The sequence below is a fragment of the Comamonas koreensis genome (assembly GCF_014076495.1).
Classification (GTDB): domain Bacteria; phylum Pseudomonadota; class Gammaproteobacteria; order Burkholderiales; family Burkholderiaceae_C; genus Comamonas; species Comamonas squillarum.
In genome coordinates this window covers 605,904-630,601 of record NZ_CP043575.1, presented here as the reverse complement: position 1 = coordinate 630,601, position 24,698 = coordinate 605,904, and the positions used below count along the sequence as shown (strand labels likewise).

Below are 24,698 nucleotides of genomic sequence, written 5' to 3'. Positions count from 1 at the left end.
GTAAGCTCCTTTGCTCACAAAAAAAGCAGGGGTTCTTCTACCGGACGCGAGGCGTCCCGATCAATCTGCCTGGACTTTTGCCGACTTGACCACCGCCTCCCATTTCTTGCGGTCTTGGGCGATGGTCTTGGCAAACTCCTGCGGGCTGCTGTACAGCGGCTGGATGCCGTAGGGTTTGAGTGAATTTTCCATCGACGGCTCGCGCATCACCTTCACCAACTGACGGTTGAGGTAGGACACGATCTCCGGAGAGGTCCCGGCCGGCGCCAAAACGCCCAGCCACAGCGAGACGTCATAGTCTTTGAAGCCTGCAGTCTCAGCCATGGGCGGCACCTCCGGCATGGCCGGCATGCGCTCACGTGACGTCACCGCCAGCGGGCGCAGCTTGCCGCTCCTGGTGTACTCGCCAAAGAGCGACGCGGTATCGAAAGTCATGTCGATGCGCCCAGCAATCAGGTCGGGAAGCCCGGCTGAGCTGCCCTTGTAGGGAACATGCTGCATGTCCACCCCGGCGATCGATTTGAACAGCTCGCCCGACAGGTGGCTGCTGGTGCCGTTGCCCGCAGAGCTGAAACTCAGCCCACCCGGCTTCTTGCGCGCCAGCGCCACCAGCTCGGCCACCGATTTTGCGGGCACCTGCGGATTCACCACCAGCAGGTTGGCAGTGACATGCGTCAGGCCCACCGGCGCAAAGCTGGTGGCCGGATCGTATTTGAGGTTGGGATAGAGGCTGGGATTGATGGTCAACACCCCCATCGTCGAGTACAGCAGCGTGTAGCCATCCTTGGGGGCATTGGCAACAGCCTCGGCACCGATACTCCCGCCTGCGCCAGCCTTGTTATCCACGATCACCGGCTGCCCCAGCGCCTCTGCCAGCTTCTGCGCCATACCGCGCGCCATCTGGTCGGTGGCGCCGCCTGCCAGGAAAGGCACAACGAGGCGGATGGGCTTATTCGGGTAGCCACCCGGGCCCTCATCCGCCTGCACTCCAGTCACTGCCACAGCGGCCAAAGCGGCCAAAGCGAATCCGGCGATGAATTTCTTGCATTGCATTTGATGTCTCTCCATTTCTTATGCGCTGTATTGCCACGGCGGACCAGCACTGCTCCGAGTGTAGGCACAGCACAGCCCAATACCAGCCAAGCTGCGGCAAGGCTGGCATGCATCCCGAGACATAGCGGCGGTGCCTGCATCGCTCCAATGCGCATAGCAGAAGTGATGCTGCAGAGCTGGCTGGCACAGGGGGGCATTGGATAGACTGATCCTTTGCCATCACCAAGAGAAGAGACATGAGCGACTGGAAAGAATTGACGCAGTTGAGCGTGGAGGTCAGCGACCATATTGCCGTGATGACGCTCGACAGCCCCCCGGTGAACGCCCTGACGCGCACGCTCAATGACGAGCTGACCTGGGCGTTGGATCGGGTCTCGGAAATGGACGAGGTCCGCGTCGTGGTGCTCACGGGGGCTGGCAAAGTGTTCTGCGCCGGCGCGGATCTCAAGGGCCGGGCCGATGTCATCAAAGGCCCCGGGGACCTGCTGGCGCACTCGCGGCGCACGCGCGAGTGCTTCCATGCGATCCGCGAATGCGCCAAGCCGGTGATCTGTGCGATCAATGGCGTGGCGCTTGGCTCAGGCCTGGCGATGGCTGCATCGTCCGACCTGCTGCTGTGCTCGGACAAGGCATCGCTGGGGCTGCCCGAGGTGGATGTGGGTTTGCTCGGCGGCAGCCGCCATGCGATGCGGCTGTTCAACCATACCCAGCTACGCCACATGATGCTCACGGGCTACCGTATGCCCGGCGCCGAGCTGTACCGCCTTGGCATCGTTCTGGCCTGCACCACTCCCGAAGAGCTGATGCCCACCGCGATGAAGCTGGCGGCCGTCGTCGCCTCCAAAAGCCCGGTGTCGACACGCATGGGCAAGCACACCATGAATGTGGTCGAGGACATGAGCCTGCGCGATGGCTACCGCTATGAACAGGACATGACAGCGCAGATTGCCAAGACCGACGATGCCAAGGAAGCGCAGCTCGCGTTCAAGGAAAAGCGCGCCCCGGTTTTCACCGGGCGTTGAGCGCAGGCGGAGCGCATGGCGCGCCCCACCTCGTCAGTCGTAGAGTCGCGTCGGGTTGTCCTGGAGCACCTGGCGCACCGCTGTGTCGCTCCCGGACCATTGCTTGAAGGTTTCCAGCAGCTGCCCGGCATCGGGCTCAGGCGTCACACGCAGGTGCGGCCAATCGCTGCCCCATACCAGCTGCTCGGGGTTGGCCTCCAGCAGCAGGTCGTGAAACGGCCGGGCACGCTCCAGGTCGGCATCGCCTAAGACGTTGCGGTAGGCGCACAACTTGACCCACACCGTGCCCTCCTCCAGCAAAGACAGCAGTTGGCGAAAGCCGGGCGCATCCACGCCCGCGGTGGCATCGAAACCGCCCATGTGATCGATGACCACCGGCACCGGCAGCTGGCGCAGGCGGGGCGCGATATCGGGCAGCACTTGGCAGTCGGTCCACAGCTCGGCATGCAGTCCTTCGCTGGCCAAGGTAGCAGCCATGTCTTCCAGATCCTGCAACGACGCACTACCGGCGAAGTTGCCGCTGGCGCTGCGTTGGCTGAAGCGCGCCGCACGCACGCCACGCGCGCGCAGCCCGCGCAGGCGCTCCGCGGCATGGGGGCGCAGCACGGCAACGCCGCGCAGCTGCGGCAAGGCGGCGAGCGTGTCCAGCAGCAAGCGGTGGTCTTCCCCATAGGCGCTGGGCTGCACGAGCACGCCGTGGGTCAGGTCCAGGCGCCCCAGCAGCGCCAGATAGTCGGCCTGCAGGGCTTCGGGTGGCGTATAGCTGCGGTCCTCGTTCAGCGGATAGCGCGCGTAGGGGCCGAACAAGTGGGCGTGGCAGTCCCAGCCCCGGGTGATCGCATCGCTCATGGCCTATTTCCTTGGTGTTGGGGCAAGGGGAATGCCGGCTGCTGGCCTTCGGGCAACGGAATCTCGTGGGCATTGAGCGTCATCGCCACCATGGTGTAGTAGCCGACCAGCGCCGTCAGCTCCACCACAGCGCGCTCGCCAAACACCTCCAGCGTCGCCGCGTAGGTGGCATCCGAAACCGAGCGCTGCTGGTTGAGCTCCAGCGCGAACTGGTACACCAGCTGCTCCTCCGGCGCGCGAAAGGGCGGCGGCGTCTGGGCCAGCAAGGCTTCGAGGATATCGACCTCGATGCCGATCTTCTCCGATTCGCGCCGGTGCGCATACCACTCGAAGGGAGACTGGCAGGCGCGACCCGTCACCAAGATGGCGATCTCCGACTGCCGCTGCGTCAGGCTGGTGCGGTAGCGCAGCAGCGCACCGAGGGCTTGCCAGCAGTCGGCCAACTCGGCGTTGTGCAGCGCCGCGCGCAGCGGGCCCTCGATCTTGCCGCGCGGGCCGGACACGACCTTGTCGTAGACCTGGCGCTGAGCGGGTGACATGCTCTCTGGGGCGGGTAGGGAAATGCGGGGCATGGGTCTCCTTCGTATGCAGGTCATGGATTTCACCATGCATCCCGGCCGTCTCACCCCCCTGCAGCCGGCAAAGCTGTTATGCCTGCAGCGTGGATCGCCACATGCCGGCGTGCGCCTGTTCATCGACGATCTGCGCGATCTGCCGCGCCACGGCTGACGCCGCGCGGCCCGGGCCCTTGTTGCGGGCAAAGACCATGGAGACGATGCGCTGCAGGGGAGGATTGACGATGCGCGCGGCGCTGAGGCTGCCGTCTTGCACCTCGCTCCAGACGGCATGGATCGGTAGCACGGTGTAGAGCCCCTCCTGGGCGACCAGAGAGCGCATCAGCGGCAGCGAATCGGCTTCGATGACAGGGACCAGATTCATGTGCTCCTGGCGCGCCAGCGCATCCAAGGTCGTACGCAGGCCATTGGGAGCACCGGGCAAGATGAAGGGCAGATCGTGCAGCGCAGAAAAGTTCACCTCTGGTGCCGAAGTCAGCGCATCGCCTGCCGGACCGATCAGAAAGCTCTCCACGCTGGCCAGCGCCTGCTCCTGCTCCGGCACCGCATGGCTGTATCGATAGAGAATGGCGATGTCCACGCGCGCATCGGCCAGCCATTCCTCGACCTGGCCGCTCGAGCCTTCGAGGATCTTCAGGTGGATGCCAGGAAACTGCGCCCTGATCTGCTGGAACAGCCGCCCGACGATAGGTCCGGAGATGGAGGGCAGGGAGCCCACCGTGACACGCCCGGCGGGCTCGCGCGCCTCGCCGCGGATCTCGACTTCGAGCTGCTCGGCATCCGCCAGCAGGTTCTTCACATGGGGAAAGATGCGCTCGCCCACATCGGACAGTGTCACGCCGCGCCCGGTGCGGTTGAACAGCCGCGCGCCGCAGTCGCGCTCCAGCGCATTCAGTTGGCGGCTCAGCAGGGATTGATTGCTGTCGAGAAAAAGCGCGGCCCGCGTCAAGCTGCCAAGCTCGGCAATGGCCAAAAACGTGCGCCATTTTTGCAGGTTGGAGGCGATGTCGAGCTGGAGTGTGGTGGCTTTAGCGCTGCACATGGAATCGGAAAGAGGCATCAGGACAATGGCTGATTAAACCCCATGTGCTGCGCCCGCGCTGCTTGCGCCCCCCTCCGGCAGCAGGGCCATCCAGCGCGCGATTGCGCCAGCCACCGCGACGGGTTGCTCCACCACCAGCGCATGGCTGGCCTGGTCGATCACCTGCACCGTCACCCGCTGCGCGCCCAGCAGGTTCTGCAGCTCGCCGCGGCTTTCAAGCGGGCGCCAGGGATCCTGAGCGCCTTGCAGGTCCAGCAGCGGCGCATTGGCCACCGTCCACCAGCGGTCCTTGGCCGGCACCGTGCCGGCCGCGCGGTAGATCGCCCGCAAATCGGGGTGCCAGCCTTCAAGCCAGGCCCTGGGGTCGTTGCCTGTGGCAAAGAAGGCGCGCTGCAGATGGGCGATGCGCAGGGCATCGGGCTGGCTGGGGTCGGAGGCGATGTCCAGCGATTCCGCCATGCCTGCCGGAAACACCCGCGCTGCGGCCCCCGCTACGACCACGCCGCGCACGCATTGCGGGTGGTCCATATCGGCCACGCGCGCGATGAAATGGCCAAACGCATGGCCGACCAGTACTGCGCTGCCGCCGCCCAGCGCCTCCACGGTGTCGATCACGTCCTGCGCTAGCGCGTGAAGTGTGAGCTGCCTGACGGGCAGCGTGGTGCGCCCCATGCCGCGTGGCTGGGGCCGCAGCACGCGGTGACCGAGCAGCGCCAGCTGCCGCGCCAGGGGGTCGAAATCCAGCGAATCGCGCTGCGACGACGGTAGCAGCACGATGGCCGGGCCCACGCCGTTCTGCGGAGCATCGATCACTACATCGATCTCGCCATCACCGGTGCAGACCATCTCACGGCAGTGCAGCACCGCTGGGGGGATCGTCGCGTTCATGGCATCAATCCACCGTCGCGCCGGACTGCTTGACAATGCTGCGCCACTTGGGAATCTCGCTGCGCACCAGCTGGGCAAACTCTTCGGGGCTGCTGGAGGTCGGCTCAATACCCAGTTGGGTGAGCTGTTTGCGCAGCTCGGGCGTGGCCATGGCACGCACCAACGCGGCATTCAGTCTGTCGATCACGCCTTTGGGTGTGCCGGCTGGCGCCATGACGCCCAGCCAGTTCGAGACGTCGTAACCGGCCAGCCCCGACTCGGCCAGCGTGGGAATGTCCGGCAGCGAACTGAGCCGGGTACGTGATGTCACGGCCAGCGCGCGGGCCCGTCCGCTGCGGATCTGCTCTTCGTAAACGGTGTAGGAGTCAAAGGTCATGTCGACCCGGCCAGCCAGCACATCGGTGAGCAGCGGCGCACTGCCCTTGTACGGCACATGCACCATCTTCACCCCAGCAAGCTCATCGAACAGCGCACCCGACAGATGGCTGGAGCTGCCGTTGCCTGCCGAGCCGTAGGTCAGCACGCCAGGCTTGCTTTTTGCCAGCGCAATCAGCTCCTTGACCGTGCGCGCCGGCACCGCCGCGCCCACCACCAGCACCCGCGGGGTGGTGTGCGTCAACGCCACCGGCGCGAAGTCCTTGACCGGGTCATAGCGCAGCTTGGCATACAGCGCCGGGTTGATGGCCTGTGTGCCCATGGTGGCAAAAAACAGCGTATAGCCATCGGCAGGCGCACGAGCTACCAGCTCCGCAGCAGTCACGCCGCCAGCGCCTCCACGGTTTTCAACGACCACCTGCTGTCCCAGCTCGGATCCCAAGCGCTGCGCCATGCCGCGCGCCATCATGTCAGCGGCGCCACCGGCGGGGAAGGGCACCACCAGCCGCAGTGGCTTGTCGGGAAAGCCTTCAGCCCTTGCCAGGGACGGCACAGCGGCGTACAGCGCTGCTGCCGCCAGCGCCAGCAGCAACGGGCGTCGGCCTATGCTTGCGGCAGCGCTCGCAGGCGCAGCCAAGTTTTGCGGAAATGTCATGCCGGCTGTCTCCTCGTTATTGAAACCCTGCCACCGGGCAATCTGGGTTCTACCGTCTGGGGTGGTCTTTCGCGCAGTCTCAGCTACGCCAGCCCACGCCGCAGCCCTGCCCCTTGGGCAGTGTCAGGATGCCGTCTTGCACTGGCAGCGGCGTGAACGGGTCGTCTTGCAGATGCAGATGCTCCGACAGCTCGCAGGCATAGGGCAGCGCCTTTGGAATGCATGCCGCCTGCAGTGCCATGGCCTGCATCAGCGCCGGCCCGAACGCCGCACCGATGCGGCAGGCCACCTGGCCGCCCTCGCAGATACGCACGGCTTCGAGGAAGTGGCGCAGCCCGCCAAGGTTGGTGACCTTGAGGTTGATCACATCCACCACGCGTTCGGATACCAGCCTGAACACATCGCGCACGCTCTGCGCGCTCTCGTCAGCCTCGATGGCCACCGGCAGCGTCCGCGTCAGCAGGGCCAACCCGGCGATATCGGCCGCAGGCACGGGCTGCTCGATCAGCGCGATGTCATAACGCTCCATTTTGGAGAACGCGCTGATCAGCTGCTTGGCGTGGTACGACTGGTTGGGGTCGAGCGTCAGCGCCACATGCGGCCCCACTGCCGCGCGCACGGCGGCAATGCGCTGGATGTCGGTCACCGTATCGCCCGCCAGCTTGAGCTTGAGCTGGGCATAGCCTTCGCCCGCCAGCCTTGCCGCGATGGCCGCCATTTCGTCAGGCGACTTGATTGGAAGAATGCGCGACAGCGCGACGCCATCGCGCATCTTGCCACCCAGCAGCACATGCACCGGCACGCCCAGGCGGCGTGCCAGCAGGTCATGCAGGGCCATATCGATGCCGGCCTTCACGGTGGGGTTGAAGGCCAGTGTGGCATCCACCTCTTCCATGATGGAGGCGATGTCGTCGGCACGCCGACCGATCAGCCGTGGCGCGAGGAACTCCAGCGCCGCCAGCGCGCCGGCGCCATGTGTGGAGATCGCGGGTATCGCATGCACATAGCCCAGGCCGATGTGACCGTCCTCGTCCTGCAGCTGCAGCACCGCCCCTTCAAGGCGCGGCACCTGCGCGCGTGCAAACTTCCATTGCGGATCAGCCAGCCCCTGGATGCAGGGCTTGACCAAAGCGTGGGTAATCTTCATCGCGTTCAGTCCAGCGTGATCTTCGCACTGGTGATCACACCGCGCCATTTATCAGACTCGGCCTGCATCAGGCTGCGGTACTCCGCTGGCGTCGAGGTGGCAGCGATCGCGCCTTGCTTGAGAAACCGCTCCTTCATCTCCGGCGAGTTGATGGCCGCTACGGCTGCTTCGCGCAGCTTGGTCTGCACGCCGGCAGGAAGGCCCTTGGGCGCAATCAGACCATAGGTGGTCTCCATCAGCACATTCGGCAGCCCCAGCTCCACCGTGGTGGGAACATCGGGCAGCTGCGGTGCGCGCGTCTTGCCCGCGACCGCCAGCACCACCAGGTTACCATTGGCGGCAAAAGGCAAGATAGGCAGCAGATCCACCATGGTCATCTGCACCTCGCCCGACAGTACCGCGCTGATGGCAGGCGCCGCGCCCTTGTAGGGCACATGCACGATGGCTGCGCCCGTCTCCTGCTTGAACAGCTCAAAGCCGATATGCGGCGTGGTGCCCGCACCTGCGGAGCTGTAGTTCAGGGTATTGGGCGCGGCCTTGGCCTTGGCAATCAACTGCTCCAGCGAGGTGATACCGGACTTGCGGTTCACCACGATCACGCTGGGTATGCGCGCCGCCAGCGTGAGAAACTCCAGGTCGTCGAGCGAGTAAGGTACTTTCGTCAGGTTGGGCATGCCGGCCAGCGGGCCCGGCGCGACCAGCGCAAATTGGTGGCCGTCCGCTGGCGACTTGGCGGTGGCATCGACGCCAATGGTGCCGCCCGCGCCCGCCCGGTTATCAACTACCACCGGCTGCCCCAGGGAAGCTGCCATCTTGGTTCCGATCATGCGCGCGATGGCGTCGGTCGGGCCGCCAGCCGCATAGGGAACGATGAGCTTGAGCGGCTTGGTGGGCCAGTTGTCGGCCCACGCGTGGCCGCTTGCGAGCAAGGGGCCGATAGCCGCCAAGAGGCTGGCAAAAGTACGTCTATGCATGGTCGTTGTCTCCTTTTGCACCAGTCTATGCAGAGCCTTGCGCCCAAGTAAGACCCTTGCATCGCAAGCCTGCTATGTGCCTTGAAGCATCTCAGCCTTGCGCGCGCACCGGCTAGGCGCACTGCCAATGCCGCCCTAAAGTCCAGGCATTGCATAGCTGACTGGAGTCTTTCTGATGACCAATGCCAAAGTGGCTTCTGGCCCGTTGTCGCACCTGCGGGTGCTCGACCTGAGCCGTATTCTTGCGGCGCCCTGGGCTGGGCAGATCCTGGCCGATCTGGGAGCTACGGTCACCAAGGTGGAGCGCCCGGGCGCCGGCGACGACACGCGCTCCTGGGGCCCACCCTTTCTCAAGGATGCCGAGGGCAAGGACACCAAGGAGGCCGGCTACTACCTGGCGGTGAACCGCGGCAAGCGCTCAATCACCGTGAGCCTGGACACCGCAGAAGGACAACAGATCGTGCGCGACCTGGCCCTGCAGTCGGACATCGTGCTGGAGAACTACAAGGCCGGCACGCTCGCGCGCTATGGTCTGGACGAAGCCAGCCTGCGCAAGATCAATCCACGGCTCATCTATTGCTCGGTCACTGGATTTGGACAGACCGGTCCGCGCCGCGACCAGCCCGCCTATGACTTCCTGATCCAGGCCATGGGTGGCCTGATGAGCGTTACCGGGGAGCGCGACGGCCAACCGGGCGGCGGCCCGCAGAAGGTCGGTGTGCCCATCGTCGACCTGATGACCGGCATGTATACCGCAGTGGCAGTGCTCGCGGCCGTGGCGCGTCGCGATGAAAGCGGCGTTGGCGAATCGATCGACATCGCCATGCTCGATGTACAGGTGGCGATGCTGGCCAACCAGGCCATGAACTACCTGGTGTCAGGCAAGACGCCTCAGCGCAACGGCAATGCGCATCCCAATATACAGCCGCAGGATGTCTACGCCTGCGCTGATGGCGATGCCATCCTGGTGGTCGGCAACGACGGGCAGTTTGCCAAGTTGTGCGATGTGCTGGGCCACGCCGAGTGGGCCCAGGACGAACGCTTTGCCACCAACGCACAGCGCGTGCGCAACATCACCGCCCTGTCGGCGATGCTGCGCCATGAATTGGCCCAGCGCCCGCGCGCCGAGCTGATAGCGGCGCTCGACGGCGCGGGCGTGCCCTGCGGCGCCATCAACTCGGTGCCCGACGTGTTCGAAGACCCGCAGGTCAAAGCCCGCGGCATGCTCCACTATGTGCCGCATCCCAGCGGCGTGCAGGTGCCGCAGGTGGTAAGCCCGATGCGCTTCTCCGAGACACCATTGCAGGAGCAAATGGCCCCACCGCTGCTGGGGCAGCATTCGCGCCAGGTGCTGGAGGAGCTGGGCTATTCGGCCGAGCGCATCGACCAGCTGCTGGCCAGTGGTGTGGTGTAGCCTCTGAACCGGCCAATGCCATGCGCGCCAGCGCCGGTGCGCTCTTCTGTCTTCACTTCCAGGTTTTCTATGCAACTGCACTGGTCCCCCAAATCGCCGTATGTCCGAAAAGTCATGATCTGCGCCCATGAGCTGCAGCTGACGCAGCAGCTCCAGCTGGTCCGCTCCGTGGCCGCGATGCTCAAGCCCAATGCAGCCCTGATGCAGGACAATCCGCTGTCCAAGATCCCGACACTGATCCTGGACGACGGCCGGACGCTGTTTGACTCGGTCGTCATCTGCGAATACCTGGACGATCTGGCCAGCGGCTCGCTGTTCCCTCGGGAAGGCGACGCCCGCTGGGCGGCGCTGCGCTGGCATGCGCTGGGTGACGGCCTGCTCGATGCGCTGATTCTGTGGCGCAACGAGCGCGAGCGCGCCGTGCCGCTGGCGGCCCTATTGGCCGCGTTCGAGCACAAGACCCGCGCCAGCCTGGATCTGCTAGAGGGCGAGGTCCCGGCGCTGGAGGCGCGCGCCTTTGGCATCGGCCATCTGACCCTCGTCTGCGCGCTGGGCTACATCGATTACCGTTTCGAGACGCTGGGATGGCGCGAACAGGCACCGCAGCTGGCGGCATGGTTTGCGAAGATGCAACAGCGCCCATCCGTGGCGGCTACCGAGCCGGTGGACGGCTGATCGCACGCAGTGTGTGGGACTCCATTTGTCTGAATCATCGCCAGGACGGAGGGCCTAGCAAACGGTTCATCGATATGGCTGGCTCGATTCCCGGTTCAAGGCCCCAAAATCCGAACGTAACGGCAATCTCATGGAGTGCTACTGCGATGGCTTACGCCAAGGAATTTTTTGATCTCCAGATCTACTTCGCCAGAAAGATCGCGGTACTGGCGAACCTGAAGCTGGAGACGGCCCTGCTCGACTACACGAATTTCTATGTCAGATTGGTGGGCCGTCGAGATTTCAACCCCAACCATCCCATGTGGGCGGCCTACATTGCGGGACTGAAAGACCATCCGGACCTTGGTGCATGGACCTACCATGTCTACACCCAGCGTCCGCACCTTGACCGTCCCGACTCGGTAATCGCAACATTCGGCTGTTTTTCGTATGCTTTGGGGGAGCCGGGTCAGATCCGGCTTCACTTCCACAACGACGACCACAGTTTGCAGGGACCCTTGAGCGACGAACGCATGGGGTTGCGCTTATCGGAGCTCGCTGCACTCGTGGCCCATGTTCGCGCCGAGCAACCATCAGCCAGGCAGATAGCGGGTGTCTCCTGGCTCTACCACTTGCCAGCCTACAAGCGGCTGTTTCCTCCGCCTTACACCGCGCACGCAATGGTGGCCAGCAACCGATTTCGCAACATGCCACTGTGGGGCCAGTTTTTGAACCGCCACGGCGGCGTCCGAAAGAGCGCTGCGGCAGCGTTCCTTCAGCGGGTCGACAGTCAAGCCAGCGCAGACAATCCCGCACAATGCTTTCCGCTACTACCACTGGCCACTTCCGCACCGGTAGACGTCTTCCACGATTTCTACCAATTGCAACTTGCCACCAGGTTTTAGTGCAGGCAACACAAGCTTTGCCAGGCGACTCCATGGGCACATCCAGGTCACACGCCCATGCCTCTCTGTGAATCGTTGCTTCACTGACCGCGCCCCTGCTCCTCGCGGTCCCCAGCCTTTAGCAACGCCCCGGCTTAGCCATGCGCCGACCAGAAATCGCCATCCTTCCCACCGTTCTCACCTGCGATTAGCCCGCTTGGCGCCAACCAGCCCGGCGCCAGCACCGCCCACCAACAAATGCTTGCCCAAGGCTGGGAAGCTGCGCGCAACCAAACCCCGGCCACCCTTGACCCGCGCACACGCCGACATTTACCAAAAAACCAGCAACGTCGAGGCCAGGCGCTAAGGCCACGCGATGGACATCCCCCGCCCCGGCCCCCAGACCGTGCCGAGCCGCATCGGCCAACCCACCAACAGCGCCAAGCGCCCAGCGCTGATCAACGGCGAACGCCTCCAGGCCCTGCCCACCCCAAGCACCGGGCCTCTGCATTTTGCGCACAGTGATTGGTCGGGGTATTCGGTGTTTGAGGAGGCGTTTACGCGGGGGGTGTATAGCGGGGGTGGGGGAAGGGTGACGGGTGCTTGGGAATCTGCGCCAAGTTCGGGTTCGGGTTGGCGCAGGCGCTGAGAGAAGCAGGAAAAACGGCTGCTGGCATCCCATCTGCACATGCCTCTCGCCGCATCCCAGAAAGCAGTGAACACACCACCTCCAAATGCTACTAGTCGAACGACTTCATTCTGAAGTCCGTTTGGTGGGTGTGTCAAAAATAGAAAATTGGCCTTTGAACTGAGCGCAGCCCTCTGTCCCTTTTCCCGGCTCCGGAAATCTGTAGACCCAAGCTACATCAACAACTCCAGCATCTGATTTCAGATCATTAAAGCGCTTGTATAAAGATACTTCTTGCTGCATAGAAGTATTTGCCTTAAGCACAAAAATCTCCGAGCGGTGTCCAAAGGCATATATAGGTCTAATCTCTGTTTTCGCCTCTCTGTATTTCGCAGAATAGTTTATTCCGAAAACGAATATGGACTAAGAAAGAAAATCGTAGAGAATGTCCAAGTCTCGGGACGAGATGCTATCGATCGAGACGACTAACACATCGTTATTTTTTGACTCAACGCTAACATGCACAGGGCACGGCTGAACCGATGCGCTTAAGCTATCCAGCGCCCATAAAAATTAATATCAATCGCCTTTATCATTAGCTCTCACATTTGCAGCATTAAAAATCCCACTTATGATTTGATAGTTTTATGTGGGAGGAGATTTGAGCACCCCCTCGAAACGACGGCAATGCTTTTCAAAAATCTCACTATTTGGAATACCGTATTCCCATGCAATTGAAACTCTATCAATAGAAATTCCAGAGTAAAGCGAGGATAAATAACCTATATCAACCTCACTAGATATTGAAGATTTAGGACCCAATTTTAAAATCAATGTATTTCGTCCGACTCCATGCACCTGTTGAATTCTTTTGCCGTCAACAGATACATGGAATTCCACACCGCCAGACGAAAGCACCCAAGGCAACCGATCATATTGAATATTATGGGGTTCACTCATATTATTCCTGAGACCCAACTCGACCCTTCCATTGTTTTCTTCAATTAAGAAAAATTCGACTGGGCAATCGCTTTTTGCCATGGATGCTCCAGCATAACAAGCTATCGCAAAGAATAAAATTATCTTCATAATTACCCCCAATACGTTCCTTATCGCACTTTGATTTTTAAATTTTCGTTCCTGATGATTTCATCTCTAATCCAGCCTTGGCAATATGCATCGCACCCTTCGGAAACGGATGCTTTTAAACATGCAATTTGATTGTCAAGAGCACGAATCTCTGCATTTTTAGTGTATTCAGCTATTTTGTATGATTTCCCATCCTCTCCATAGTATCCAACAGCATTGCCATTTACACCATCACATATTTTAGGATCAAAGCTAATTGCATCCCGTCTGTGAGTATCCTCATGAACTCTTAAACATTTTTCAATTGCGGGACATTTGCTATAATTTTCGCCAGGAATAATATACAATTCCAGTCGACCATCTTTGCAGTATATTGTATTAACATCCCCTGCAGGCGGAACTGGCATCAACCCCCACCCCCCGGCTGTTAGCCCTTTATCATCAAAATATATTAAAGGATTGGCATTGCTATATTTGTAAAAATTAATACCACCTTTTAATCTTATAGGATCCCCCTGCAAATATCTGCCCGCATTTTGTCGATAATTTCTATTAAAATTGTAGACACTTTTATTCTCTTCATCAAAATATTGCCCGGGGAATCGGAGATTGACTTGCGCAACACTTTCCACAGCTTGAGTGATTCCAAACGCTTCACTGATCTTTTTCCATGTAATCGTGCCGGCCTTATCTGTCGCTACATCAGGCGTACCCAGATGGTCCGTATGCAGATAGTGATAGCCCGTTTGAGAAGTCGCTAGCCCACTATTTACCGCCTCCGCCTGCCAAACCGGATCCGTGCTCCACAGCCCTTTTTGACCCGCAACCGGATTGAACCCATAGGCTCGCTGCAGCTTGCCATCCTTATCCAGCTCTCCCATCAGCGCCTGCTCGCTGTAGACAAAGTAGGTCACTTGCGTGGCCGCGTCTTTGGTCACGCTCTTGCTGATTCTGCGGCCGAACGGGTCATAGCGGTAATGGGCTAGGGTGCCATCACTGCTCTCGTAGGTGATCAGTCGCTCGGCCGCGTTATAGCGGTAGGTCTTGCTGTCCTGCCCACTCGTTTCCTGCTGGGTATGGCCCTGCGGGGTGTAGCTCACCTGGGTGTCTACCGCAGGGCTTGGGCTAAACGGTGTTTTGCTGGGGTAACGGACCATTTGGTTGTCGGCGTTGTAGCTCCAGGCGCCCGGCTGGTGCGCGCTGCTGGTGCGATTGCCTACGGCGTCATAGCCATAGTGTTCGCTGGGCAGGCCCAGGCCTTGCAGGCTTTGGTCTGGGATTGCCTGGGTGAGGCGGTCCAGGTTGTCATAGCCATATTGGGTGGTGCCCAGGTCGCTGTCGATCTGGGTGATATTGCCAGCCTTGTCGTATTGATAGGCCTTGCTGGCCAGTACCTGGTTGCTGCTGTTTTTGACCTGGATGCGGGTGGGGCGTTGCAGGGCATCCAGCGCCAAGGATTTGGTTGCTCCTGGGGTTTGAATGACCGTGGGCATATTCCACTGGTAATTTTGGTAGCGGATCTCGCTGCTGTTGGGTAGCGTGATGTTGGCGAGCTGCCCCTTGGTGTAGCTATAGGTTTGCGTGCTGCCGTCGGGGTAGGTGTGGCTAGCCAGTTGGCCGTCGCTGTTAAAGCTTTGGCCTGTGGTGAAGCTGAAGCTCCCTGATCCTTCTACCTTGCCATACGTTGTTTGGCTTTGTGCCGTACGCCCTTGGGCATCGTGGCTGTAGCTGGCGCTGCTGATAAGTTGGCCGTTGCCATCTTGCTGTTCGTAGGCAGCAAGGCGCCCATCGTTGTCGTACCGGTAGCTGGTTTTCTCATCGAGCGTGGTGCCGCCAAGCTGGTGTTGCGCTTGCGTCATGCGGCCGGCCGCGTCGTAGCTGTAGCTGCGGGTATTGCCTCCTGCATCGGTGCGCAAGATCAGTTGATGGGCAGCGTCGTAGCGGTAGGCAATGGCTTCGCCCATGGGGCGAATTTCTTTGGTCTGCTGTCCTGATTTGTCGTACTCGAACCGGTGGGTGTTGCCATTGGCATCCCTGAGGCTGGTCAGCTGGTCAAAGGCATCCCAGCTTTGTTTAGTGGCTTGCCCTGCGGGGTCCGTGCCCTTGATCTTTCTGCCCAGTGCATCGTACTCAACCAGCGTGGTCTTGCCTGCAGGATCGGTGCTCGCTACACGCTGGCCCAGCACATCATAGGTTTGGCTTTGTGTGCGACTCTCTCCGCCACCCAGGTGCTGGGTGGTCGCCGTTAGCCTACCCTGTTGGTCATACCGGTAGGTCTCTTTGTAGGTGGGGTACTGGGTGGCTATCAGCAGCCCTGCCTGCTCGGTATCATCTGCCCCGTATTCGTAGCTGGTGGTGTTGCCTGCAGGGTCCTTGGTGGCCTGAATGCGGCCTCTCGCGTCATAGGTGGTTTCTGTGACCAGGCCGCTTGGGCTGATCGACTGGATAGGCCAGCCATTGCTGTCATAGGCGGTTCTGCGGCCCGCGCCTTCGGTCTCGCCTGGTGCCAGGATTTCAATCACTCGGCCCCGCTGGTCGTAGCGGGTGACCTGGGTGTTGCCCATGGGGCTGATGACATGGGTGCGCCTGCCTCTCGCGTCATAGCGGATTTGGGTAGCGTGGCCCAATGGATTGGAGGCCTTGGTCACATTGCCAGCGGCATCCACCTCCAGGCTGGTTGTGCGGTTCAGTGCATCGGTCTTGCTGGTGGGGGCCCCGCGCAAGTCATACGCCATCGTTCTCGTGTGCCCCTCCCCATCGGTTTGGGCGGTCACGTTGCCCGCACTGTCGTACTGCCAGCTTTGGGTAATCGCATCCGCCTTGGTCGCATCGCCCGCGCCCTTTGTGCTGCTGGTGAGCTGGCTGTAGGGGTCGTAGGTGTAGAGGGTGGTGCGCTGCTCAGGTAGGCCTTTGGCCTCCACCCATTCGATGACATTGCCTTTGCTGTCATAGCGCCAGGTACTCACAACCCCCAACTGGTTGGTGTAGCTGCTCTGCCGTCCAAACACGGGCTCATACGTGTACTTCTCCACGCTGCCATCGGGATGGGTGATTTGCAGCGGTTGGTAGTTGCTGTCGTAGGTCGTGGTGGTGCTGTAGCCCCGGGCATTGGTGTATTTCTGGCTGTAAGCGCCATCCCATTGGTTGGAGGCGGTCTTTTTACCGTTGAAGGTGCGACTGAGCTCATTGCCTTGCAGGTCGTACTGGGTGACGGTGGCGTTGCCCCGGCAGTCGGTGTAGGTGACTTCAAACACCCGGCGCTCGCGCAGGTAGTTGTTGGCGCCCGTTGATGCGCAGCCACTTTGCCCGTCAAACTGGCCTACGCGTCCGCCGCCCCAGAGGTTGGCGAGCTTTTGCGTGGTGCCGCTGGTACCTGTGGGGTCGATGGTGACGCCCTTCTTGCCCAGGCTCAGCATGGGCTCGGGTGCGGGGATGCTTTGGATGTACTGGGCGCTGATCTTGAGACCCAGCGGGTCGGTGCGGCTAGTGATCTGGCCGTTGGCGTCGTACCCGTACTTCCAGGCGTTGCCCATGACGTCGGTGACCTGGGCCAGGCGCTGGCCTGCCCATTGGTAGCTGACGCTGCGCCCAGCCAGGTCTTCTATTCTTGTGATCAGGCCCCCTGCCATGGTGACGGTGTAGATGGTTTTGCCCCCGTGGTCCAGGATGCGGGCGCTGGTGGCGCTGTCGTAGGCGAAGCTGACTTTGACGCCGCTGGCGTTGGCATAGCTTTGGATGACGCCGTCTGCGCTGTAGTGGATGGTGTTGCCAAAGCGGTCGTACCACTGCCAGCCGGTGTGCTGGCCAGCTGCATCCTTGAGCCTTTTGATATAGACGGGGGCGTTGCCTTTGCTCTTGGCCATGTACAGATCGCTTTGGCCGCTGCGTTCGTAGAGCACTCCCACCCGCTCTATCACTTTGGCGTCGCTGCCCAGCGGATCGAGCTCAAAGCTGAGCGGTGCCCAGGCGGGGTTGAGCCACCAGCGCCCCTGGCTCCAGGAGCGGGCGATGTCCAAGCTGCCGCCCAGCACTTTGACGCTCAGGTCGGTGTTGCTCTCTTGGTATTCGCCATTGATCCAGTTGATGCGCGGCTCGCCGGCTTTGGCGACCGGGGTAAAGCCCAGCTCGGTATTGGGTGCGAAAGCGCCTATGCCTGAGATGCCTTGAGCGGAGGCCCAAAATGCGCTCGACAGCAGGTAGGCAAACAGACTCCCTCGCATGGATGGGCTGGTAGCCCAGGTGATGGACGACCTTGGTGGTTGTAGCGTTCTTAGGCCGCAGTGCTTTGCGCTAGGCATATGTAGATCCCTCTTGCCCCTGTTTTTGGCTTTGCAGTGGTTCGGCGCAATCATGGAAGTAGCGCCAACCTAACAAAACACACAAGAAAAAACTATCAAAAAATTAATATCAATAACTTTATGCATTTGATTCAGCAATGCTTACGCTGCGCTGACGAGTCAGTGGAATGCAACACAGACCAAGCGGAGAACGTAAGAAGCGCTGCCATCAGGACACGCTGTTCCGCGCCGTGCAGCAGCGGTGAGAGACCTCTTCATCAATCAAGGATGAAAGACAGCCAGCATTGCGCACACCCTCCTCCATTTGACAACCCCACCCCCGCCAAAGCCACACCCCAACCAGGGATTGCCACCCCGCCCTAGTCACAGAAATGGTTCTCATTTAAGATAAAAGATATATCTTACACACGGATTGAACACACCATGCCCTTGCAACTGAGCCTTCCCACCTCCCCTTCCCCCGAGCTGCTGGCTGCGCGTGCGCCTGAGCGGGCGCGCCATGAGATCAAGCTGCGCCGCACTACGGTGGAGTCGGTGGAGCAGCTGACGCCGCATATGCTGCGCATCCGTTTGCAGGGTGCCGACCTGGCGGGTTTCAGCAGCCTGGGCTTTGATGACCATGTGAAGCTGCTGTTTCCGGATTCCAATGGCGAGCTGCAGCTGCCGCCACCCGGCAGCGAAGGCCTGCCGCCCGCGATGCGCGAGGCGATGCGGGACTACACGCCCCACTCTTACGATGCGCAGGCGCAGACCTTGGCGATTGACTTTGCGGTGCATGAGGCCGGCCCTGCCACTGCCTGGGCGCTGCAGGCGGCCGCTGGGCATGCACTGGGTATTGCGGGGCCGCGTGGCTCCTTCATCGTGCCCACGGCGTTTGATGGGCACCTGCTGATTGGTGATGATGCGGCGCTGCCAGCGATCACGCGCCGCCTGCGCGAGCTGCCTGCCGGCACCCAGGCGGTGGTGGTGGTGGAGGTGAATGACGCAGCCGACGAGCAAAAGCTGGACAGTGCTGCCGACCTGCAGGTGCACTGGGTGCACCGCCAGGGCCAGCCAGCTGGCGATGCGCAGCGGCTGCTAGCGGCTTTGCGCCAGATCGATGCGCCAGCCGGCGATTACTACAACTGGGTAGCGCTGGAATCGACGGCCGCCAAGGCGCTGCGTGCAGCGCTGATTGCCGAGCATGGCGCCCACCCCAAATGGACCAAGGCAGCGGCCTACTGGAAGCGTGGCAGCTCCGGCGTGCATGAAGTCATTGAAGAGTGACCGCACACATCCATTATTCAGGATAGGCGCGCAGATAGCCCAGCAGTTGGACGATGCGCGCCTTGGTCAGGCTGTTGCGGTACTCGCTGCGCGACAGCGCTGAGGAGCTGCCAAAGTCCTGGGCGTTCCAGGTGCCGTCGATAAAGGCGGCCTCGGTGGTCATAAAGCTCAGCCAGTTGCGCTGCGCGGCGCGCAGCTTTTGCGCGCCGGTGGCGCCCACCTTGGCCATCAGCGCACGGTAGGTCTGGTTCAGCTCCACATCGAGTTGCTTGGCATAGGCGCTGCTGGCGCGCAGCATGTCTGCCGTCGTGTTCTGGTTGCCGATGGCCGCCTCCAGCGGCTGTATGCGCTGCTCAAACGCGGCTAGGCGGTCAGGGGCATCGGGGTTGTCCACGGCCATCGCGGCTGTTGATACCAATATGGCAGCGCCCAGGCAAGCGGCGCGCATCCATAGCCAGCGGGGCTGGCGGCGGTGGTTGAAGACCATGAACATCCTCCTGATGAGTGCTTAAAAAATGGGCAGCGGGATCAATTGACCTCGCTGGCCGCAATTCCTGCATTGCCGGACTGCGGCGCCGCCGTGCCAGACGGGGTGGCGCGGCGCCAGACCATGCCGCCATCGGCCGTGGGTACGGGTTGGCCCACGGTACCGGACGACACCGGCGAGACGACCACACCGCGCTCAATCGGCGGTGGGTTGCCCGCGGGCTGGCCCTGGGGCGCACTGGCGCTGCCGGGGAAGGCCGGGGCAGGAGAGGCGCTGGCCGGTGCCGGGTTGGAAGGCGCAGGGTTGGACGACGCGCCAGGCACCACGACACCGGGTTGCGGCTGGCTCGGATCGGCCAGGCGCTGCGCAGGCATCTGCGGCTGCTGCGCTGGAGATGGGTTGTTCTGGAACACGGGGTAGTCGCCCTCGCCGCTGGGGCCGCGCGGGCCCGCGCCGCCCTGGCCTATCGGCCGGGCCTCGGGGTCGTCGATGATGGGCGCATCACCAGGGTTGCCGCGATCGGGCAGCTCCTGCATCGCAGGGGGCTGCTCAAACGGATCGACCGGTTGCTTGTTGTCACCAAAGCCCAGCATCCAGCTGCGCAGGCGCTGCACAAAGGTGTTGTTCTCGGCCGGCATCTCAAAGCGGGCCTGTGCCTGCACCAGCTTGGCGCGCTGCGATGCGGCGGCCACCTCGGCCACCACAGGCAGTGCACTGTGGGCGCCCTGGCCCCAGTAGTCGTTCAGCTGCACACGGCTGTCGTTGAAGCCGACCCAGGCGCCGCCCACCCAGTCCGGGTGCGCCAGCATGAACCAGCCATCGGCATTGTCTTGCGTGGTGCCGGTCTTGCCCACCCAGTCCCCGCTGACGCCATAGCGCGCCACACCCCGGCCCGTGCCCTTGGTGATGACGCCGCGCATCATGTCGATCAAGGCGTAGGTCACGCCGCTGTCCAGTGCCACCTCCGGCGCGGGTGGCTCAAACTCGGCCAGCACCTTGCCCTCGCGGTCAGTAATGCGGGTGACCATGACGGGCGCGCGGTAGCCGCCGCCGTTGGCCAGGGTGGAATAGGCGGTCACCATCTCCTGCAAGGTGACCGGGCTGGTACCCAGCGCCAGCGACAGCACATCTTCAAGCTTGCTGTCGCGCACACCCAGCGCCCGCGCCAGCTTGGCCACCTTGGCGGGCCCCACCTTGGCCATCACCTGGGCGGTGATGGTGTTCTTGGAGTAGGCCAGGCCGTCGGCCAGGGTCATCGGTTGGTCAGAAGGCGGGCCGCCATCGGTGGGGCGCCAGAACTGCCCGCCGCCCAGCGGAATGCGCACGGCCTCATCCATCAGCTGGTCGGTGGGCAACGCGCCATCCTGCAGCGCTGCGCCATAGACAAAGGGCTTGAAGGTGGAGCCGGGCTGGCGGCGCGCTTGCGAGACATGGTCAAAGGGGTCGATGGCAAAGTCGCGGCTGCCCACCCAGGCCAGCACATGGGCGTTGCGTGGGTCCATGGCCATAAAGCCCACCTGCACGCGCACCTTGTCCTGGCGCAGGTTGGCCATAAAGTCGGCATCAGCCAGCAGGCGCTGCAGCGCTTCGTCCTTGTCCTGGCCATCGGCCACCGCCTGGCGGTAGACGGCGCTTTCGCGCACAAAGCTTTGCACCAGCGGGTTCTTGGCGGTCCACTGGTTGCGGTTGCTCCACAGGCCATTGGCGGTCACCTGCAACTGCCGGCCCTGGCGCACCACGGCCTGGTTGGCCCATTGCTGCACGCGCGAGTCGATGGTGGTCTGCACCACCAGGCCATCGGCATAGATGTTGTAGTCGTTGGCGTCGGCCCATTCGATCAGCCACTTGCGCAGCGCCTGCGCAAAATGCGGTGCCATGCCCACGGCCTCGTCCTGGCGCTCAAAATCCAGCTTGATGCCGCGTTTTTTGAGGGTCTCAAAATCCTGGTCGCTGAGCTTGCCGTGCTTGTTCATCTGCGCCAGCACGGTGTTGCGGCGCTGCTGGGCCCGCTCCGGGTTTTGCACGGGGTTGTAGTAGCTGGTGCCCTTGAGCATGCCCACCAGGGTCGCCGCTTCGAGCACGCTCAGCTTCTGGGCGGGCTTGTCAAAATAGGTGCGTGCGGCCATCTCGATGCCAAAGGCGTTGTAGAGAAAGGGCACGGTGTTGAGGTAGGTCTCCAGGATCTCGTCCTTGGTGTAGGCCGATTCGATCTTGTAGGCGGTCACGGCCTCCTTGAGCTTGCGGTTGAGCGAGCGGGCGCGGCCGATTTCCTCGGGGAACATATTGCGCGCCAACTGCTGGGTGATGGTGGAGCCGCCCTGGGGCCGGCCCATCGCCGTGTGCAGCACCGAGCCAAAGGTGCGGCGCCAATCGAGCGCGCCATGCTCATAAAAACGGTGGTCTTCGGTGGCGATCAGCGCATTGATGACGTTCGGTGAAATGTCCTTCAGCGCCACCCATTCGCGGTTGGCGCGCTTGTACTGGGCCAGCACCTTGCCATCGGCCGACAACAGCTGGGTGGGGGCCTCGACCTTGTTTTTCTGGATATCGCCGATCGACGGGGTGAGCGGAATCAGCAGCAGCACATAGAGCAGCAGCAGCACCGGCAAGGCTGCCACCGCCAGCAACCATTGCTTTTTGCTGCGTGCGGCCAGCCAAGGGCGCAGGCGCCGGGCCAGCCCGGGCAAGGCGCCCGCTGCGCGGCGCAAGGTGTTCATCAAACCGGAGAGAAGGGGGATCGCCATGGAAGAAGTCTGCAAAGCCTGGGCCGGCAGCGCGCTGTCCGCACCGCTGCCTTGGCCAAGGCGCCATTGTCGGGCAGGCACGGTTTCCCCACCTGTCGGCTGTGCAAAGCAGACTGCAAACCATGTAACAAATGTAGGGGGCGGGCAAAAGCTATAGAAATGGGACAAGACCGAATTTCGAGCGTTTTGGCAGCATTAAACGGCACGTTGCAGAAGAATATTGCCTGCAGGTCTTGCCACCCCAGCAATACCGCCCCCGCAGGCCAGCGCGGGGCAGGCCAGCATCACTCCATGAACCAGCCGTGGCTCACGATCATTGACTGCCCCGTCAGCGCATTGGTGGGGAACGCCGCAAAGAACAGTGCCACGCGTGCCACATCGTCCACGGTGGTGAACTCGCCGTCGACGGTGTCCTTGAGCATCACGTTCTTGATCACATCGGCCTCGCTGATGCCCAGCTCCTTGGCCTGCTCGGGGATCTGCTTGTCCACAAGCGGCGTGCGCACATAACCCGGGCAGATCACATTGGCGCGTACGCCTTGCGGGCCGCCCTCTTTGGCGACGACCTTGGCCAGGCCTTCGAGGCCATGCTTGGCCGTCACATAGGGCGCCTTGAGCTTGGAGGCCTCCTTGGAATGCACTGAGCCGGTATAGATGATGCTGCCGCCACGGCCCTGCGCATACATGTGCTTGATGCAGGCGCGGGTGGTGAGGAAGGCGCCATCGAGCTGGATGGCCAGCATCTTCTGCCACTCCTGCAACGTAAAGTCCTGCACCGGCTTGACGATCTGGATGCCGGCATTGCTCACCAGGATATCGATGCCGCCATAGGCTTTCACTGCGGCTTCGACAGAGGCGTCGACCTGGTCTTCCTGCGTCACATCGACCGCCAGGCCCATGGCGGTGCCGCCCTTGCTGGCAATATCCTGGGCCGCCGCCTCGGCTGCTTCCTGCTTCAGATCGGCGATCACCACCTTGGCGCCCTGCTGCGCATACAGATCGGCGATGGCCTTGCCAATGCCACTGGCGCCGCCCGTCACATAGGCCACCTTGCCTGCGAGTTGCTGAACCATTTCTTCATCCTTTCGACCGGAAAAGCGGTCACAAATAGCCAGTCTCGCGCTGCGCTGCAGCATGCTGCCGTAGGAGAGCAAGCCGTTTGCATGACAATCACCAAACCCTTGGCGCTGCCCCTGCCATCCGGCAAGGCGCTGCGCCCACCCCGCCGCAGCCCCTACACTTGCGTTTTTGCCAGACTCTTCGAACAAGACCATGAACATCACCAAAGACTGCGCCGTCACCATCCAATACAAGGTGACCGATGCGCAAGGCAAACCGCTGGACAGCGGCAACCTCGCCTACCTGCATGGCGGCTATGAAAACATCTTCCCCAAGGTGGAAGCTGCGTTTGAGGGCCAGGCTGTGGGCTTTAGCACTAGCGTGGATCTGGCAGTGGAAGATGCCTTTGGCGTGCGCGACGAGAGCCTCGTGCGCGTGATCCCCAAGAGCGAGTTCCCACCGGGCGTGAAGGTGGGCGGCCAGCTGCGCGGCGCCAATGACCGCGGCGAGCCCCAGGCCTTCTATGTCAAGAAGATCAAGGGCCCGGAAGTGCACCTGGATGGCAACCACCCGCTCGCCGGCCTGGCGCTGCGCTTTAGCGGCAAGGTCGTCGATGTGCGCGCAGCCAGCGAAGAAGAGATTGCCCACCGCCATGTGCATGGCGCGCACGGCCACCACCATTGATACTGCCGCGTAGCGGGCCGGTGCAGTGCACGGCCCTCTTGGCGTTGTTGATCACCCCAGCGGCTCACGCAAAGGCCTAGCGTGCAGGCCGCTTTTTCATTGGAGCAGCGACCCCATGACCACCCTGATCGAGCCCCGAACCGCCCGCCTGCAGCTGCGCCAATGGCAGCCGCAGGACAGGGAGGCCTTTGCCGCGATGACGGCGGACCCCGAGGTAATGCGCTACTTCCCCGCGCCGCTGACGCGGGCGCAGAGCGACGCGATGGCAGACCGCTGCGAGGCGCTGATGGCCGATCGCGGCTGGGGCGTCTGGGCGGTGGAGCGGCTGGAGGACCAGCAATTTATCGGCATCGTCGGCCTGCATGTGCCCCAGGCCGAGCTGCCTTTTTCTCCCTGCGTCGAAATCATGTGGCGCCTGGCGCGCCATGCCTGGCACCAGGGCCTGGCCACTGAGGCCGCGCGGGCGGCACTGGCCGTCGGATTTGACCATGTAAAGCTGGCTGACATCGTGGCCTTCACGACCACCAGCAACCTGCCATCGCAAGCACTGATGGAGCGCCTGGGCATGGAGCGCGACCTGGCAGGCGATTTTGCGCACCCTGCCTTGCCTGAGGGCCACCCATTGCGAGCCCATGTGCTGTATCGCTTGTCCGCTGCAAAATTCGCAGCAACCTAAACCTTGCACTGCGCGGCCGCCATGACCGGCTGCTGGGGATGGCTCGCCGCGTTTCAAGCCAACCGCCGCCCTGCCCCGCCGTCCGAGCGCGCACCCAGCAGGCTGTAGGACGCTTGATCTTTCTCAGGGCTTTTACGCATATTGACCATGTCGCAGCCTTTGTTGCAGTTTTGCGAGTTAGGATGTGATCAACAAGGTGCCGCAAGGCGATGGCCTTCGCTGCATCCGGTTGCTA

21 protein-coding genes are annotated in these 24,698 nt (G+C 62.2%); 7 read left to right on the top strand and 14 right to left on the bottom strand.

All coding sequences use genetic code 11. The features are described 5' to 3' along the window. Positions 1-60: 60 nt before the first annotated feature. Positions 61-1,053: a Bug family tripartite tricarboxylate transporter substrate binding protein gene (locus tag F0Q04_RS02985; RefSeq protein WP_116925359.1), complete on the bottom strand. Its 993-nt coding sequence runs from the start codon at positions 1,051-1,053 to the stop codon at positions 61-63. Positions 1,054-1,289: 236 nt separating this feature from the next. On the opposite strand from F0Q04_RS02985, the gene F0Q04_RS02980 reads away from it, so the two are divergent. Next, a complete protein-coding gene (locus F0Q04_RS02980) occupies positions 1,290-2,075 on the top strand; it encodes an enoyl-CoA hydratase/isomerase family protein (RefSeq protein WP_116925358.1) in 786 nt (261 codons plus the stop codon). Between the two features lie 33 nt (positions 2,076-2,108). Here the strand turns inward: F0Q04_RS02980 and F0Q04_RS02975 are convergent, their stop codons facing one another. The 7 genes from F0Q04_RS02975 to F0Q04_RS02945 form a co-directional block, all read right to left on the bottom strand. Next, positions 2,109-2,924 carry an amidohydrolase family protein gene (locus F0Q04_RS02975; protein WP_116925357.1) on the bottom strand — a complete coding sequence of 272 codons (816 nt, stop codon included), beginning with the start codon at positions 2,922-2,924 and terminating at the stop codon, positions 2,109-2,111. Then, positions 2,921-3,496 (bottom strand): carboxymuconolactone decarboxylase family protein, encoded by a 576-nt coding sequence (locus F0Q04_RS02970; protein ID WP_182344362.1) that lies wholly within the window; start codon positions 3,494-3,496, stop codon positions 2,921-2,923. Before F0Q04_RS02970 ends, F0Q04_RS02975 begins: the two co-directional genes overlap by 4 nt. Before the next feature lie 76 nt (positions 3,497-3,572). Further along, positions 3,573-4,541, bottom strand: coding sequence for a LysR family transcriptional regulator (locus F0Q04_RS02965; protein WP_116925355.1), 969 nt, complete (start codon positions 4,539-4,541; stop codon positions 3,573-3,575). A 33-nt stretch (positions 4,542-4,574) separates the two neighbouring features. Further along, positions 4,575-5,429 carry an alpha/beta fold hydrolase gene (locus F0Q04_RS02960; RefSeq protein ID WP_198424342.1) on the bottom strand — a complete coding sequence of 285 codons (855 nt, stop codon included), beginning with the start codon at positions 5,427-5,429 and terminating at the stop codon, positions 4,575-4,577. A 4-nt stretch (positions 5,430-5,433) separates the two neighbouring features. Then, positions 5,434-6,459, bottom strand: a complete 1,026-nt coding sequence (locus tag F0Q04_RS02955) for a Bug family tripartite tricarboxylate transporter substrate binding protein (protein ID WP_182344360.1) — start codon at positions 6,457-6,459, stop codon at positions 5,434-5,436. Between the two features lie 79 nt (positions 6,460-6,538). Continuing rightward, on the bottom strand, positions 6,539-7,606 hold the full coding sequence (locus F0Q04_RS02950) for a mandelate racemase/muconate lactonizing enzyme family protein (RefSeq protein WP_182344358.1): 1,068 nt from the start codon (positions 7,604-7,606) through the stop codon (positions 6,539-6,541). 5 nt (positions 7,607-7,611) lie between these two features. Beyond that, positions 7,612-8,580: a Bug family tripartite tricarboxylate transporter substrate binding protein gene (locus F0Q04_RS02945; protein WP_116925352.1), complete on the bottom strand. Its 969-nt coding sequence runs from the start codon at positions 8,578-8,580 to the stop codon at positions 7,612-7,614. Between the two features lie 175 nt (positions 8,581-8,755). Between F0Q04_RS02945 and F0Q04_RS02940 the strand changes: the two genes are divergently transcribed. The 3 genes from F0Q04_RS02940 to F0Q04_RS02930 all read left to right on the top strand — a co-directional run bounded on the left by F0Q04_RS02940 (position 8,756) and on the right by F0Q04_RS02930 (position 11,553). Further along, entirely contained in the window at positions 8,756-9,994 is a 1,239-nt protein-coding gene (locus tag F0Q04_RS02940; protein WP_116925351.1) for a CaiB/BaiF CoA transferase family protein, read from the top strand. Between the two features lie 69 nt (positions 9,995-10,063). Then, positions 10,064-10,669 carry a glutathione S-transferase family protein gene (locus tag F0Q04_RS02935; protein WP_182344356.1) on the top strand — a complete coding sequence of 202 codons (606 nt, stop codon included), beginning with the start codon at positions 10,064-10,066 and terminating at the stop codon, positions 10,667-10,669. Positions 10,670-10,815: 146 nt separating this feature from the next. After that, complete coding sequence (locus F0Q04_RS02930) at positions 10,816-11,553, top strand: hypothetical protein (protein ID WP_182344354.1); 738 nt, start codon at positions 10,816-10,818, stop codon at positions 11,551-11,553. 733 nt (positions 11,554-12,286) lie between these two features. Here F0Q04_RS02930 and F0Q04_RS02925 read toward each other — a convergent pair. From F0Q04_RS02925 to F0Q04_RS02915, 3 genes are all read right to left on the bottom strand, one after another. Continuing rightward, a complete protein-coding gene (locus tag F0Q04_RS02925; RefSeq protein WP_182344352.1) occupies positions 12,287-12,463 on the bottom strand; it encodes a hypothetical protein in 177 nt (58 codons plus the stop codon). Positions 12,464-12,805: 342 nt separating this feature from the next. Further along, the gene (locus F0Q04_RS02920; protein WP_182344350.1) at positions 12,806-13,201 is read right to left on the bottom strand and encodes a hypothetical protein; all 396 of its coding nucleotides are present in this window, start codon (positions 13,199-13,201) and stop codon (positions 12,806-12,808) included. A 68-nt stretch (positions 13,202-13,269) separates the two neighbouring features. Continuing rightward, positions 13,270-17,469, bottom strand: a complete 4,200-nt coding sequence (locus F0Q04_RS02915) for an RHS repeat domain-containing protein (RefSeq protein WP_182344348.1) — start codon at positions 17,467-17,469, stop codon at positions 13,270-13,272. A gap of 501 nt (positions 17,470-17,970) precedes the next feature. Here F0Q04_RS02915 and F0Q04_RS02910 point away from each other — a divergent pair. Then, a complete protein-coding gene (locus F0Q04_RS02910) occupies positions 17,971-18,813 on the top strand; it encodes a siderophore-interacting protein (RefSeq protein WP_182344346.1) in 843 nt (280 codons plus the stop codon). A 13-nt stretch (positions 18,814-18,826) separates the two neighbouring features. Here F0Q04_RS02910 and F0Q04_RS02905 read toward each other — a convergent pair whose 3' ends face one another. The 3 genes from F0Q04_RS02905 to F0Q04_RS02895 all read right to left on the bottom strand — a co-directional run bounded on the left by F0Q04_RS02905 (position 18,827) and on the right by F0Q04_RS02895 (position 23,117). Next, positions 18,827-19,300, bottom strand: coding sequence for a lysozyme inhibitor LprI family protein (locus F0Q04_RS02905; protein WP_182344344.1), 474 nt, complete (start codon positions 19,298-19,300; stop codon positions 18,827-18,829). 41 nt (positions 19,301-19,341) lie between these two features. After that, a complete protein-coding gene (locus F0Q04_RS02900) occupies positions 19,342-22,044 on the bottom strand; it encodes a penicillin-binding protein 1A (RefSeq protein ID WP_232539489.1) in 2,703 nt (900 codons plus the stop codon). A gap of 284 nt (positions 22,045-22,328) precedes the next feature. Then, complete coding sequence (locus tag F0Q04_RS02895; protein WP_182344342.1) at positions 22,329-23,117, bottom strand: 3-hydroxybutyrate dehydrogenase; 789 nt, start codon at positions 23,115-23,117, stop codon at positions 22,329-22,331. 199 nt (positions 23,118-23,316) lie between these two features. On the opposite strand from F0Q04_RS02895, the gene F0Q04_RS02890 reads away from it, so the two are divergent. Together F0Q04_RS02890 and F0Q04_RS02885 are read left to right on the top strand one after the other, a co-directional pair. Beyond that, complete coding sequence (locus F0Q04_RS02890; RefSeq protein WP_021027176.1) at positions 23,317-23,787, top strand: FKBP-type peptidyl-prolyl cis-trans isomerase; 471 nt, start codon at positions 23,317-23,319, stop codon at positions 23,785-23,787. Between the two features lie 115 nt (positions 23,788-23,902). Continuing rightward, on the top strand, positions 23,903-24,463 hold the full coding sequence (locus F0Q04_RS02885; RefSeq protein ID WP_182344340.1) for a GNAT family N-acetyltransferase: 561 nt from the start codon (positions 23,903-23,905) through the stop codon (positions 24,461-24,463). Positions 24,464-24,698 lie beyond the last annotated feature (235 nt).